Source organism: Sphingomonas panacisoli, assembly GCF_007859635.1.
Taxonomy (GTDB): Bacteria; Pseudomonadota; Alphaproteobacteria; order Sphingomonadales; family Sphingomonadaceae; genus Sphingomonas; species Sphingomonas panacisoli.
In genome coordinates this window covers 490,489-502,540 of record NZ_CP042306.1, presented here as the reverse complement: position 1 = coordinate 502,540, position 12,052 = coordinate 490,489, and the positions used below count along the sequence as shown (strand labels likewise).

General features: G+C 65.8%; 16 protein-coding genes. 8 read left to right on the top strand and 8 right to left on the bottom strand.

The genetic code is table 11. The annotated features are described in order from the left end of the window. Nucleotides 1-57: 57 nt before the first annotated feature. The 5 genes from FPZ24_RS02485 (at nt 58) to FPZ24_RS02465 (ending at nt 2,437) form a co-directional block, all read left to right on the top strand. Nucleotides 58-291, top strand: coding sequence for a DUF433 domain-containing protein (locus FPZ24_RS02485; RefSeq protein ID WP_205012856.1), 234 nt, complete (start codon nt 58-60; stop codon nt 289-291). Continuing rightward, on the top strand, nt 288-608 hold the full coding sequence (locus tag FPZ24_RS02480) for a DUF5615 family PIN-like protein (protein ID WP_146569564.1): 321 nt from the start codon (nt 288-290) through the stop codon (nt 606-608). The genes FPZ24_RS02485 and FPZ24_RS02480 overlap by 4 nt, the downstream gene beginning before the upstream one ends. Further along, on the top strand, nt 605-1,261 hold the full coding sequence (gene lipB / locus FPZ24_RS02475) for a lipoyl(octanoyl) transferase LipB (protein ID WP_146569563.1): 657 nt from the start codon (nt 605-607) through the stop codon (nt 1,259-1,261). Before FPZ24_RS02480 ends, lipB begins: the two co-directional genes overlap by 4 nt. A 90-nt stretch (nt 1,262-1,351) precedes the next feature. Then, nucleotides 1,352-1,591: a hypothetical protein gene (locus FPZ24_RS02470; RefSeq protein ID WP_146569562.1), complete on the top strand. Its 240-nt coding sequence runs from the start codon at nt 1,352-1,354 to the stop codon at nt 1,589-1,591. Between the two features lie 174 nt (nt 1,592-1,765). Continuing rightward, the gene (locus FPZ24_RS02465; protein WP_186728993.1) at nt 1,766-2,437 is read left to right on the top strand and encodes a hypothetical protein; all 672 of its coding nucleotides are present in this window, start codon (nt 1,766-1,768) and stop codon (nt 2,435-2,437) included. Between the two features lie 4 nt (nt 2,438-2,441). On the opposite strand, the gene queE is transcribed toward FPZ24_RS02465, so the two are convergent. From queE to FPZ24_RS02435, 6 genes are all read right to left on the bottom strand, one after another. Continuing rightward, nucleotides 2,442-3,083 carry a 7-carboxy-7-deazaguanine synthase gene (queE, locus tag FPZ24_RS02460; RefSeq protein ID WP_146569561.1) on the bottom strand — a complete coding sequence of 214 codons (642 nt, stop codon included), beginning with the start codon at nt 3,081-3,083 and terminating at the stop codon, nt 2,442-2,444. Next, on the bottom strand, nt 3,080-3,769 hold the full coding sequence (gene queC / locus FPZ24_RS02455; protein ID WP_146569560.1) for a 7-cyano-7-deazaguanine synthase QueC: 690 nt from the start codon (nt 3,767-3,769) through the stop codon (nt 3,080-3,082). Before queC ends, queE begins: the two co-directional genes overlap by 4 nt. A gap of 169 nt (nt 3,770-3,938) precedes the next feature. Beyond that, the gene (locus FPZ24_RS02450; RefSeq protein ID WP_146569559.1) at nt 3,939-4,304 is read right to left on the bottom strand and encodes a hypothetical protein; all 366 of its coding nucleotides are present in this window, start codon (nt 4,302-4,304) and stop codon (nt 3,939-3,941) included. An 89-nt stretch (nt 4,305-4,393) separates the two neighbouring features. Continuing rightward, nucleotides 4,394-5,299, bottom strand: a complete 906-nt coding sequence (hslO, locus tag FPZ24_RS02445; RefSeq protein WP_146569558.1) for an Hsp33 family molecular chaperone HslO — start codon at nt 5,297-5,299, stop codon at nt 4,394-4,396. Nucleotides 5,300-5,415: 116 nt separating this feature from the next. Further along, nucleotides 5,416-6,333: an ornithine carbamoyltransferase gene (argF, locus tag FPZ24_RS02440; RefSeq protein ID WP_146574097.1), complete on the bottom strand. Its 918-nt coding sequence runs from the start codon at nt 6,331-6,333 to the stop codon at nt 5,416-5,418. A 132-nt stretch (nt 6,334-6,465) separates the two neighbouring features. Beyond that, nucleotides 6,466-7,662, bottom strand: a complete 1,197-nt coding sequence (locus FPZ24_RS02435; protein ID WP_146569557.1) for an aspartate aminotransferase family protein — start codon at nt 7,660-7,662, stop codon at nt 6,466-6,468. Between the two features lie 122 nt (nt 7,663-7,784). Here FPZ24_RS02435 and FPZ24_RS02430 point away from each other — a divergent pair, with 122 nt between their 5' ends. Then, nucleotides 7,785-8,507, top strand: coding sequence for a hypothetical protein (locus tag FPZ24_RS02430; protein ID WP_146569556.1), 723 nt, complete (start codon nt 7,785-7,787; stop codon nt 8,505-8,507). Nucleotides 8,508-8,547: 40 nt separating this feature from the next. Here FPZ24_RS02430 and FPZ24_RS02425 read toward each other — a convergent pair whose 3' ends face one another. Both FPZ24_RS02425 and FPZ24_RS02420 read right to left on the bottom strand, forming a co-directional pair. After that, entirely contained in the window at nt 8,548-8,946 is a 399-nt protein-coding gene (locus tag FPZ24_RS02425) for a hypothetical protein (RefSeq protein ID WP_146569555.1), read from the bottom strand. 109 nt (nt 8,947-9,055) lie between these two features. Further along, complete coding sequence (locus tag FPZ24_RS02420) at nt 9,056-9,865, bottom strand: ABC transporter permease (RefSeq protein WP_146569554.1); 810 nt, start codon at nt 9,863-9,865, stop codon at nt 9,056-9,058. A gap of 108 nt (nt 9,866-9,973) precedes the next feature. Between FPZ24_RS02420 and FPZ24_RS02415 the strand changes: the two genes are divergently transcribed. Both FPZ24_RS02415 and FPZ24_RS02410 read left to right on the top strand, forming a co-directional pair. Beyond that, nucleotides 9,974-10,633 (top strand): GcrA family cell cycle regulator, encoded by a 660-nt coding sequence (locus tag FPZ24_RS02415; protein ID WP_146569553.1) that lies wholly within the window; start codon nt 9,974-9,976, stop codon nt 10,631-10,633. Between the two features lie 163 nt (nt 10,634-10,796). Next, nucleotides 10,797-12,014 (top strand): DUF1996 domain-containing protein, encoded by a 1,218-nt coding sequence (locus FPZ24_RS02410; protein WP_146569552.1) that lies wholly within the window; start codon nt 10,797-10,799, stop codon nt 12,012-12,014. The last annotated feature ends 38 nt before the right edge of the window (nt 12,015-12,052 follow it).

The window sequence follows — 12,052 nt, the reverse complement described above, 5'->3', positions numbered from 1 at the left end:
GACTACCGATGGGTCCATAAAGTTGCGAAAATCGCAATTCTATCGCAAATATCGCAAATGACGTTGGCAGGCTTTCCGCGCATCGCTGTCGATCCGCAAATCTGCGGCGGCCGTCCGGTCGTCGCGGGTACACGGGTTCGCGTCACCGATGTACTCGAAATGCTCGCGGGTGGTGCGACGGCCGACGAGATCACGGCCGATTTCCCGTACGTGAGCCACGAAGACGTTCGGGCCGTCTTGACCTACGCGGCCGCCCAGGCCGACCACGCGGTGGTGCTCGCCGCCGAATGAAATTCCTGGTCGATGCGCAGTTGCCGCCCGCTCTGTGTTCCTGGCTGCGAGATCAAGGACATGTGGCCATGCATGTCGCCGACATCGGTATGCTCGCCGCCAGCGATAGCGAGATCGCGCTCAGGGCCGAGACCGACAATGCCATCCTGATCAGCAAGGATGAGGATTTCCTGACTCTACGGTTGCCGGATCGGTTCGGCTTTCTTTGGATGCGATGCGGAAACGCGACCAATCGCGCATTGCTCGCATGGCTCGATCCGCGCTGGGAACAGATCGAACGCTTGCTCGCGACCGAGCGGCTCGTGGAAGTTCGATGATCCCCGACGATATCGAATGGCGCGTTTCCGCCGGCCTCACGCCGTATGCCGAGAGCCTGGCCGAGATGGAGGCGCGGGTCGCGGCGGTGGCGGGGCGCGAGGCGCGCGAGCTGGTGTGGCTGCTCGAACATCCGCCGGTCTACACCGCGGGGACCAGCGCCGATCCCGCCGAGCTGATCGATCCGCGCTTTCCGGTGTTCGATACCGGGCGCGGCGGGCGCTATACCTATCACGGGCCGGGGCAGCGGGTCGGGTATCTGGTACTCGACCTCGACAAGCGCGGGCGCGACGTGCGCTGTTTCGTCCATGCGCTCGAACAATGGCTGATCGCGACGCTCGGCGATTTCGGGATAGCGGCGCGCGCCGAACCCGGGCGGGTGGGCATCTGGACCGGCCAGGGCGCGGCCGAAGCCAAGATCGGCGCGATCGGCGTGCGGGTGAAGCGCTGGATCACGCTGCACGGTTTTTCGGTGAATCTCGACCCCGATCTGTCGCATTTCGGGGGCATCGTGCCGTGCGGGTTACCCGATTATCCAGTGACCAGCGCGGCGGCGCTGGGGAGGCCGATTTCGCTCGCCGACTTCGACGCCGCCCTCGCCGCCCGACTGCCCGATTTTCTGGCCGCGCTGCCGTGCGGACGAAAACCCGCTTGAGCGAAATGATATTACCGATTAATGTCCACCTCGATTTGGGTATTAAGGCCGGAAAAAGCCGACCAAATCCTTTATCTAGGGAGCTTCCAAATGCGTTCTTTCATCATCAAGGGCAGCATGATCGCCGCCGCTGCGCTCGCGATCTCGGCCTGCGCCAAGACCGAAACCACCAACACCGTCACCGAGATGAACACCTCGACCGAGACGATGAACGACACGATGACCGCGCCTGACGCCGGCACCATGAACGGTGGCGACATGATGGCCAACGACACGATGACCACCACCAACACCACGACCACCACCAACACGACCGGCAACGCGATGTAATTGCCAGGTCGTCCATTCCTTCGGGGATGGATGGTCGTTTCTTTAGGGGCCGTTCGCCTGGGCGAGCGGCCCCTTTCGATTCCGGCGCCGACGCGAAAACGAAAGCGCTTGGGGGCGGCAGGAAATCACCCTAGGATATTGGCCGACGGGGAATAAAGGTTCGAAGGGACGAGGATGGCAGCCGTTAGTTTTGGGCGTATCGTGGCGGGCGCGATGCTCGCCGCCGGCGTGGTCGCGGGGTCGCCGGCATCAGCGCAGTTCTTCCTGAAATCCTACGATTTTCGCGGCGGTCCCGTGACCGGCCTCGAGCCAGAACTGAGCATGCCGATGCCGGGTGCGACCCCGGCGGAGATCCGCGCCGGGCTGACCTGGAACCTGCGCGCCGCGCTCAACGTCGCCGCTTTGCAATGCGATTTCGCGCCGACGTTGCTGACGGTCGACAACTACAATGCGATGATCAAGGATCATGCCGGCGAGCTCAAGAGCGCGTTCGACACGCTCAACGCCTATTTCGTCCGCACTGCCAAGACCAAGGCGGCGGGCCAGTCGGCGTTCGACCGGTTCGGCACTCGCACCTATTCGGCCTTCGCGACGGTCGCGGCGCAATACGGCTTCTGCCAGACCGCCGGCAAAGTCGGAACCGCCGCGGTCTTCGCGCCGCGCGGGCAGTTGGGCGATGTCGCGGTCAACTACATGCGCGAGATGCGCAACAGCCTGATCCCCTATGGCGAGCAGCAATTCCCGCGCGCTTTCTATTCGCGTACCTACCTGTTCCTGCCCGATTTCCAGCCGAGCTGCTGGAAGAAGGGCAAGTACAGCGTCAGCTATTGCGGCAAGAAAAAGTAGCGGACTAGCGCAGGCCCAGCCGCTTGTGCACCTGTAGCGTCAGGCGCCAGCGCGGGCGATCCATCACGACGGCGATCGCGGCCGCCTCGCTGGCGGCATTGCCCGCCGCATCGCCGGTGTCGAGCGGCTGGATCAGCAGATTGGCGAAATCCCAGCCTTCCAACGTGTCGAGGTCGCTGCCCGGCTGCGGCCAGACCAGCTTGAGTTCGTCGCCCCGGCGCTGGACGACCTCGCTTCCCGCCTTCGGACTGATGCATACCCAGTCGATGCCGGGATGCGCGGGGAGCGTGCCGTTGCTTTCCATCGCGATGACGAACCCCTCGGCATGGAGCGCGTCGACCAGCGCATCGTCGATCTGCAGCATCGGCTCGCCGCCGGTCAGGACGCAGAACCGCTCGGCATGGTCCGGCCCCCAGAAGTCCGCCGCCGCGGCCGCGAGCGCCGGCGCGTCGGCGAAGCGCCCCCCGCCCTCGCCGTCCGTGCCGACGAAATCGGTGTCGCAGAACTGGCAGATCGCGCTCGCACGATCCTGTTCGCGCCCCGACCACAGATTGCACCCGGCAAAGCGCACGAACACCGCGCGCCGCCCGGCGTTCACGCCCTCGCCCTGGAGCGTGAGGAACATCTCCTTGACGGCGTAGCTCATGCGATCGTGGCGTAGTGCGTCGGGTCGGGGACGCCCGCTTCCTCGAAGCCCTTGGCGCGCAACCGGCAGCTATCGCACAGCCCGCAATGCAGCCCGCCCGGTGCGGGATCGTAGCACGACCAGCTCAGCCCGAGGTCGAGGCCCAGGCGCGTTCCCTCGCGGACGATGTCCGCCTTGGTCATGTGCTGGAGCGGGGCGTGGACGCGGAACCGGTCGCCCTCGACCCCCGCCTTGGTCGCCAGCGCCGCCATATCCTCGAACGCGGCGATGAATTCGGGGCGGCAATCGGGATAGCCCGAATAATCGAGCGCGTTGACGCCGATCACCAGATCGCGCGCGTTCGCCGCCTCCGCCCAGCCCAGCGACAGGCTGAGGAAGATCGTGTTGCGCGCCGGCACGTAGGTGACGGGGATATCGTCGCCGACGCCGGTCTTCGGTACGTCGATCTCGGCGGTCAGCGCTGATCCGCCGAACGCGCGCAGATCGAGCGGCAGCACGACATGGCGTTCGGCGCCCATCACGCTCGCGATGCGTCGCGCGGCGGCGAGTTCGATCTGGTGGCGCTGGTTATAGTCGATCGACAAAGCGAGCAGCCGATAGCCGTCCGCGCGCATCATCGCCGCGGCAACCATCGAATCGAGGCCGCCGGATACCAGGGCGACCGCCAGGGGCGATGTGGAGTTCATGGTCGTGACGCGAGCTAAGCGCTTCGTCCCCGCGCCGCAACCCGCCCAAAACAACGGGCCACCTTTTTGCAAAGGCGGCCCAGTTTGGACGCTTCCATGCGTCAACTAGGGAGAAAGCGTGCTCGAAAAAGGCACGCCTCCTTATGCGCGCCGATCCCTAAACGCCGGCTTAACGGGGCGACGGCCCACCGCAGGCACCGGCGAACTGACCTTCGTAGCTGGTGTCGAACGGCCGGCCGTCGGGCGTGATGCCTTGCGTATCGAGGCGGATCTGGCCTGGCTGAGTCATCGTCACCGTCGTCTTGCCATAGCCTTTCGGCCCGCAATTATACTGCACCGTGACGCGGTCGGCGGCATCGACGATCGTGAAGTGCGCGCACGCGACGCCGGGATGGTTGAACTGGATCAGCTGCCCCGGATCGCCGACGCAGACCGCCCGACCCATCGCGCTGCCGATTTCCTTGAACTGCCAGCGGCCGCGCTCGATCCCGGCGAGCGCGCCGAGCGGCCCCGCGGCCGCCGCAGCGCCAGCCATGGCCGCGATCAATGCCGCGGCGGCGAATCGTGTCCCCCCCTGTCATGCGCCCTCCTTCGCAGAAGATTGTGGCATGCTCGCGGCGTTACTCAAACCGCCGCGATCGCCGGGACCGGGAACGATTTGGCACAAAAGGCACAACCGACCTGGATCATCCCGTCGGCGTCCGCCATGTCGGCGCGGTCTTCCGGCGTGAACTTGGCGAGCACGCTGGCGATGTAGTCGGCATCGCAGCGGCATCCCTTGGCGAGGTGCGTACGCGCGAGCACGCGGACCTCGTCCTCCTCGTTGAACAGCCGCCAGATCAGCGTTTCCAGCGGCAGATCGGGGTCGGCCAGTTCGTCCGCGCCCATCGTCCGGCCGAGGATCGACACATGCTCCCATTCGGGATGGTCGAGCCGCGTGTGCAGCCGCTCGCGCCCATCCTCGCCCTCGGGCAGATGCTGGAGGAACAGCCCACCCGCGACATGGCGTCCGTCCGCGCCGCGCTTGACGCCGAAGTTGATCAATGTCGGAATCTGTTCCGACTGGACGAAATAGCTCTCCGCCGCCTGCGCCATCGTCTCGCCGTCGAGCGGGACGATGCCCTGATAGCGCTCCTTGGTCTGCGCAAGGTCGAAGGTGATCGCGAGATATCCTTCGCCGAACAGCGCGAACAGGCTCGGCTCGGCGGGCGCCTCGGCCAGCTTGTCGGCGTCGTACTGGACGTACCCGCGCAACTCGCCGCCGCGATAGTCGCAGACGAGCAACGTCACGACGCCCGATTGCGTCTGCGCCTGGAGCGTCAATTGCCCCGTCGGATCCTTGAGCGTCGATCCGATCAGCGCGGTCAGCGTCAATGCCTCGGCGAGCAACGCCTCGATCGCCGGCGGATAGGCGTGCGCTTCGAGGATTTCGTCGAGCACCGGCCCCAGCCGCACCAGCCGCCCGCGCGCATGGCGGGCGGGAAGCGTGAAGCCCAGCGCTTCGTCGATGTCGGTAATCTGGTCGGTCACTCAATAACTCCGTCACCCCAGCGAAAGCTGGGGTCTTGTGCGGCAAGCGCTGAATGGGTTGCCTGAGATCCCAGCGTTTGCTGGGATGACGAATGTGGGTAGCGGTTCCGCCCCGATCAACCGATCTGCCCGAAGCACCAGCGCAGGATAGCCTTTTGCGCGTGCAACCGGTTTTCCGCCTCGGGCCAGATCAGCGACTGCGGTCCGTCGATCACCTCGGCCGTTACCTCTTCGCCGCGATGCGCGGGGAGGCAGTGGAGGAACTTCGCGTCGGGTTTGGCCGCCGCCATCAGCGCGGCATCGACCTGGAACGACATCATCGCCGCCAGCTTGGTGTCGGCATGGTCCTGGCCCATCGAGATCCAGGTGTCGGTGACGACGATATCGGCGCCTTCGACCGCTTCCTTCGCGGTGCCGACCACCTTCGCGCGCCCCTGGCCCAGCGCGACGTCCTCGTCCGGCGGCATGAAGCCCTGCGGGCACGCTGCGACGACGTCGAACTGCATCAGCCCGGCGGCTTCCATGAACGACGCCAAGACATTGTTGCCGTCGCCGAGCCACGCGACCTTGAGCCCCGGCAGCGACCGCCCGCTCTCGATGATCGCCTGCAGGTCGGCGACGATCTGGCACGGGTGCGAGTAATCGGTCAGGCCGTTGATCACCGGCACCGACGCATACTCCGCCATCTCGACGACCTTGGCGTGGTCGTCGGTGCGGATCATGATCGCGTCGACGAACCCCGACAGCACGCGCGCGGTGTCGGCGACACTTTCGCCGCGGCCGAGCTGCATCTGGCCGGCGTCCATCACGATGCTGGTGCCGCCGAGCTGGCGGATCGCCATGTCGAAGCTCACCCGCGTGCGGGTCGAGTTCTTCTCGAAAATCATGGCCAGCACGCGGCCCGCGAGCGGCGCGTCGGCGTCAGGCTTGCCCTTGGGCCACCCCGCCCGCGCCGCCTTGCGGTCGAGCGCATCGGCCAGGATCGCCGCGATCCCGTCGGGGCCGGCGTCGGAGAGGTTGAGGAAGTGCCGCATGCTCATTCCTCCCCGTTTACGGGGAGGGGGACCAGCCGTAGGCTGGTGGAGGGGGCGGGCCGCAAGCGTTGCATGGGAGGATAGCCCCCTCCGTCGCGCTGCGCGCGCCACCTCCCCGTGAACGGGGAGGATTTAATCATCGCTCGGTCCCGCGAAACTCCTGGCGCCTTCGCTCAGTCGCTCGATGCACTCGGCGATGTGCTCTTCCTCGATGATCAGCGGCGGCAGGACGCGGAATACGTTCTCGCCCGCGGCCACCGTCAGGAGCCCGTGATTGTCGCGCAGATGCGCCACGAAGTCGCGGCTCACCGCCGGCTCCTTCATCTTGATCCCGAGCATCAGCCCCTTGCCGCGGATTTCCTCGAACAGGTGATCGTGGTTCGGGATCAACTGCTCGAACGCCGCACGTAACCGGTCGCCCATCTTGGTCACATGCTCCAGGAAGCCCGGCTCCTGCATCACGTCGAGCACCGCCTCGCCCGCCGCCATCGCGAGCGGGTTGCCGCCATAGGTCGATCCGTGCGTGCCGATCACCATGCCCTTGGCCGCTTCCTCGGTCGCGAGGCACGCCCCGAGCGGGAAGCCGCCGCCGATGCCCTTGGCCACAGTCATGATGTCGGGGGTGATGCCGTAATGCTCGTAGGCCCACATCTTGCCGGTGCGACCGTACCCGCACTGGATTTCGTCGAGGATCAGCAGCAGGCCGCGTTCATCGCATGCCTTGCGCAGGCCCTTGATGAACTCGGGCGTGCCCGCGGTCATCCCGCCCTCGCCCTGCACCGTCTCGACCATGAAGCCCGCGGTCTCGTCGTCGATCAGCGCCAGCGCACCGTCGAGATCGTTGAACTTGGCGTAATCGAAGCCCGGCAAGAGCGGCTCGAACCCGTCGCGCATCTTGGGCTGGTCGGTGGCCGAGATCGCGCCGAGCGAGCGCCCGTGGAACGCGTTCTTGAAGGTGATGAGCTTATAGCGCTCCGGATTGCCGTTGACGTCGTGATAGCGTCGCGCGGTCTTGATCGCGCACTCGATCGCCTCGACGCCAGAATTGGTGAAGAACACCGTGTCGGCGAAGCTCATGTCGACAATGCGCTGCGCCAGGCTCTCGCCCTGCGGACTGCCGTACAGGTTGGACACGTGCATCAAGGTCGCGGCCTGGTCGGCGATCGCCTTGACCAGCTTGGGATGGCCATGCCCCAGCGCGTTGACCGCGATCCCCGCCGCGAAATCGAGATAGCGCTCGCCGCGCTCGCCGATCAGGTAGCAGCCCTCGCCTCGCACCGGCCGCACGCCACACCGCGGGTAAACGGGCATGAGCGGGGTGATGGTCACGGGGCTGGCTCCTTCAAACGAGAAAGGGCGACCCGACAGGCCGCCCGGAGCGCGCATTTACTGGACCGTGCCGGAGAGCGTCAACACCGGGATCGAATCGGCTGCGTATCGGTTTTTACCGCATGGCAAAGCTCAACCAGGAATGGACCGTCCTGCCGCACGGCGAGCTGGAACAACTCGACGACGGCCTGCTGACGGTGACCGGCGACATCCCGATGCCGCTGGGCAATTTTCCCCGGCGGATGACCGTGATCCGCCTGAAGGGGGGCGGCACCGCGATCTGGAGCGCGATCCCGCTCGACGAACCGCAGATGCAACGGATCGAAGCGCTGGGTCAGCCGACCTTCCTGATCGTCCCCAACCAGCAGCACCGCCTCGACGCGCCGGCGTGGAAGGCGCGCTATCCGGATATCAAGGCGCTCGCGCCGCCGAGCGCGAAGGAGATGGTGAGCGAGGCCGCGCCGGTCGATGGCACCGGCGACGCGCTCGACGATTCCGAGATCGATCTGGTGCTCGTCGCGGGTGCGAAGGAAGACGAATTCGCCGCCATCGTCCGCCGATCGGGCGGCACGACGCTGATCGTCAACGACGTGATCGGCAACGTCCAGCATCCGCACGGCGTCGGCGCGTGGATCATGACTCGGCTGATGGGATTCGGTGCGTCCGGTCCGGAAGTACCGCGGCTGATCCGGCACATGATGATCGAGGACAAGGCGGCGCTCGCGGCACAGTTGCGCGGCTGGGCGGACATCCCCAACCTCAAGCGGATCGTGCCGTCGCATGGCGACGTCATCGCCGACGATCCGGCCGGCGCCTTGCGCGAGGTCGCCGACAGCCTGACCTGAAAGAAACGGCGGGCATCGCTGCCCGCCGTCCGATCATCGCTTACCGATAACGGTAGTCGTCGCCGCGGTCGCGGTCGCCCCAGCGGCCGTCACGATCGCCGCGTGCGTCGCGCAATTCGCGCAGGACGTCCATCGTCTTGCGCTGCAATTCGCGCTGCGCCCGCCAGTCGTTGCCGTAGCGGTTGCGCTGCTGCAACCGGAACAGGTCGCGGACATCGTCGCGCAAGTCGCGAGCTTCGCCGCGCGACACTTCGCCACGCTGGATCGCGCGCTCGACCATCTCGCGCACCTGCCATGGGCTCGGCACCGCATAGCCGTTATTGTAGCCGTTGCCCGGCTGGCCATAGCCGCCGCCCGGATAACCGTAGGACTGCGCCATCGACGGCGCGGCCGACAATGCCGCCCCAAGCGCGGCGATCGAAACGAGAACCTTACGCATTACAACCTCCTTGCACCGAACGTCGGTGACGGGATCGTTGTAGCGACGGCGATATGGGGCGGGGCTGAACGCGGTTTGCAGCCGCCGTTCAGTTAGGACCCGTCCGGCCCTAGCTCTTGATCTTCCAGCCCTTGTCGAGCAGCCAGTAGCAGACCAGCGCCAGCGCGACGTCGAGCCCGAACACGGCGACGCTGCCCACCAGGATCGGCGAGTCCGCTCCGCCGAGGAATCCGTAGCGGAAGCCCGAGATGATGTAGAAGAATGGGTTGAAGTGACTGATCACGCGGAATGCCGGCGCCAGGTTGGTGACCGAATAGAAGGTACCGGACAGCAGCCCGAGCGGGATGATCACGAAATTGCTGACCGCCGCGGCGTGATCGAACTTCTCTGCCCAGATCGACGTCAGGACGCCGAGCAGCGACAGGAACATCGCGCCCAGGAACCCGAACCACGCGACCGCCCATAGATGCTGCGGCCACACGCCGAGTCCGTACAGCGCCATCGCCACCCAGACGATGAATCCGACGATGAATGCGCGGGTCATCGCCCCGCCGATCAGCGCCGACAGCAACTCCAGCGTCGACAGCGGCGGCATCAGATAATCGACGATCGTCCCCTGGATCTTGCCGACCAGCAGCGAGAAACTCGAATTGGCGAAGGCGGGCCCCATCATTCCCTGGCTGATGATCAGGCCCGGCGCGATGAAATCGCCGAACGGGACGCTCATATCGCCGATCAGGACCGGGCGCTTGGCCCCCGTCGCGACCGTGAAAACGACCAGAAACAGCAAAGTCGTGATCGCCGGCGCCCAGATCGTCTGCAGGTGCACCTTGAAGAAACGGCGCACCTCCTTCACATAGAGGGTTCTCAAGCCACCCCAGTTCACGCTCCGGATGACCGGAACGCCCGGGGCGGGCATCGCAGTGATTTTTTCCGGGTGTGAAGTGGGAGCGTCCATCGGCCTAGGCAGTTAGGCTTTGATGGGAGGCACCGCAACCGCCCGAACGACGATTTGAAGAGGACGTTTATGAGCTGGACCGACGAGCGGATCGATTCGCTCCGCAAGATGTGGGAAGCGGGTCAGACCGCGAGCCAGATCGCCGAGGAACTGGGCGGCGTCAGCCGCAACGCCGTGATCGGCAAGGCGCATCGCCTGGGCCTGCAGTCGCGCCCGTCGCCGGTGAAGCCCAACGAGCCCGGCGCCGCGCCCGCGCCCGCGCCGGCCAAAAAGGCTCCGGCCCCAGTCGAGACGGCACCGCGCCCTGCCCCGACCCCGGCCCCCATGGCGGTGTCGGCGGCGCCGATCCCGGTCAGCACCGACATTTCGGCGCCGGCCCGGCCCGCCAACGAACCGATCCTGCGGTCGGTCGGCCCCGGCGGCTTCGTGCGTCAGTCGCCCGGCGAACAGCAGCCGCCGATCACGCCCGCGCCGCCGCGTCGGCTGGTCCCGGCCAAGCCGTCGCCCGAAATGGCGGACAAGACGAGTCTGCTCGAGCTCAACGACAAGATCTGCAAATGGCCGCTCGGCCATCCCGGTGAACCCGACTTCCATTTCTGCGGCGACAAGGTGAATCCCGGATTCCCCTATTGCGTCGAACATTGCGGCCACGCCTACCAAGCCCAATTGCCGCGTCGGGACCGTCGTCCCCCGCCGCCGTTGCCGTTCGGCGGTCCGCGCGTTCGCTAGCAATCCGGGCGGACCCGTCCTTTGGGCGGGTCGTACGCGTGCCCTTACGACAATGGTCGGTTTGCGGCGCGTTAACCCCGCCCCTTTACCTCAGATTCTGCCGACTCCGCTCATAACGCCCGCGAAATGGTCGCATCGACCGTGAACGGCGGGGTTACTGACAGTGAAAAAAGCGATCACCTGTATGGTGGCGATGGTCGTCGCGGGCGCGGCCTTGGCCGGTGCCAACAAGGCCGTCGGCCTCGGTAACAAGAAGAACATTCCGATCATCAGTATCCCGATACCGATCTTCTCGCCGACACCGACACCGACGCCCACACCGACCCCCGCGCCGGCGCCAGCCCTCGCGGGGATCGCGGCCCCGTCTCTGCAGGGGGTGGCAAAGGTAGTTTCGGGGCTCAGCTTGCAGAATTTTCTGCAGCCGTCCTGGGGTACGGGCGACATACCCGGATCGATGGCACCGGACGATGTAGGGGCGTTCCGCTTCAACTGCGCACCGTCGCACAACGCCTATAACGATCCGATCGTATATCCGGGCCAGCCCGGCAAATCGCACCTCCATACCTTCTTCGGCAATACGTTGGCGGACGCCAATTCGACCTATTCCAGCTTGCGCACGACCGGCGACAGCACCTGCAACAACATTCTCAATCGTTCGGCTTATTGGGTCCCGGCGATGATGAGCGGTGCGGGCAAGGTCGTTATGCCCGACGGCCTGGCCGTCTACTACAAGCGCTATCCGGTGACCGACGTGCGCTGCACCACGTTCGCAACGGCGTGTCTCCCGCTGCCGCGCGGGCTGCGCTATATCTTCGGCTACAACATGATGGACCCGGCAAGCACGCCGACCGACACCACCAAGCGCTGGTGGAATTGCGACGGCGCCGGCGCCACGACGGGCCATTTCGCGACAATGGGCGATGCCTTGAGGGGTTGCCCGACCGGCGACCGCATCGGCGTGGTCCTGGTCGCGCCCGATTGCTGGAACGGCACGCAACTCGACAGCCCGGACCATCGCAGCCACATGGCGTACCGCGTACAGGACGGGCAGGGTCATGCGGTCTGTCCGAAGACGCATCCCTATATCATCCCCGAGTTCCAGCTCGGCGTGTGGTATTCGACCGACGCGACCAGCGCGAACTGGTACCTGTCGTCCGATCGCATGCCGGGGATGCCCGACAGTGTTGCCGGCTCGACCGCCCATGCCGACTGGTTCGGCGCCTGGGACGACGGAATCGTCGATCTGTGGACTACGAATTGCATCAACAAGATGCTGAGCTGTTCGGGCGGCGATCTGGGCAACGGCCAGCAACTTAAACTTCTGGCGGGCTATACCCCGACGGTGCGGACGACCTTGGCCGATATTCCCGCGAAACCGTGACACGACTGGCCGTCACGGATCGAGCGTCCGTGACGGCT

Bases quoted from the DNA above. Each gene is read 5' to 3' on its own strand.
- FPZ24_RS02465 (WP_186728993.1), top strand. From the start codon at position 1,766: ATGGCAGCCGTTAGTTTTGGGCGTATCGTGGCGGGCGCGATGCTCGCC.
- lipB (WP_146569563.1), top strand. From the start codon at position 605: ATGATCCCCGACGATATCGAATGGCGCGTTTCCGCCGGCCTCACGCCG.
- FPZ24_RS02430 (WP_146569556.1), top strand. From the start codon at position 7,785: ATGGCAAAGCTCAACCAGGAATGGACCGTCCTGCCGCACGGCGAGCTG.
- queC (WP_146569560.1), bottom strand. From the start codon at position 3,769: ATGAACTCCACATCGCCCCTGGCGGTCGCCCTGGTATCCGGCGGCCTC.
- FPZ24_RS02420 (WP_146569554.1), bottom strand. From the start codon at position 9,865: ATGCCCGCCCCGGGCGTTCCGGTCATCCGGAGCGTGAACTGGGGTGGC.
- FPZ24_RS02485 (WP_205012856.1), top strand. From the start codon at position 58: ATGACGTTGGCAGGCTTTCCGCGCATCGCTGTCGATCCGCAAATCTGC.
- argF (WP_146574097.1), bottom strand. From the start codon at position 6,333: ATGCGGCACTTCCTCAACCTCTCCGACGCCGGCCCCGACGGGATCGCG.
- FPZ24_RS02415 (WP_146569553.1), top strand. From the start codon at position 9,974: ATGAGCTGGACCGACGAGCGGATCGATTCGCTCCGCAAGATGTGGGAA.
- queE (WP_146569561.1), bottom strand. From the start codon at position 3,083: ATGAGCTACGCCGTCAAGGAGATGTTCCTCACGCTCCAGGGCGAGGGC.
- FPZ24_RS02480 (WP_146569564.1), top strand. From the start codon at position 288: ATGAAATTCCTGGTCGATGCGCAGTTGCCGCCCGCTCTGTGTTCCTGG.
- FPZ24_RS02470 (WP_146569562.1), top strand. From the start codon at position 1,352: ATGCGTTCTTTCATCATCAAGGGCAGCATGATCGCCGCCGCTGCGCTC.
- FPZ24_RS02450 (WP_146569559.1), bottom strand. From the start codon at position 4,304: ATGGCTGGCGCTGCGGCGGCCGCGGGGCCGCTCGGCGCGCTCGCCGGG.
- FPZ24_RS02425 (WP_146569555.1), bottom strand. From the start codon at position 8,946: ATGCGTAAGGTTCTCGTTTCGATCGCCGCGCTTGGGGCGGCATTGTCG.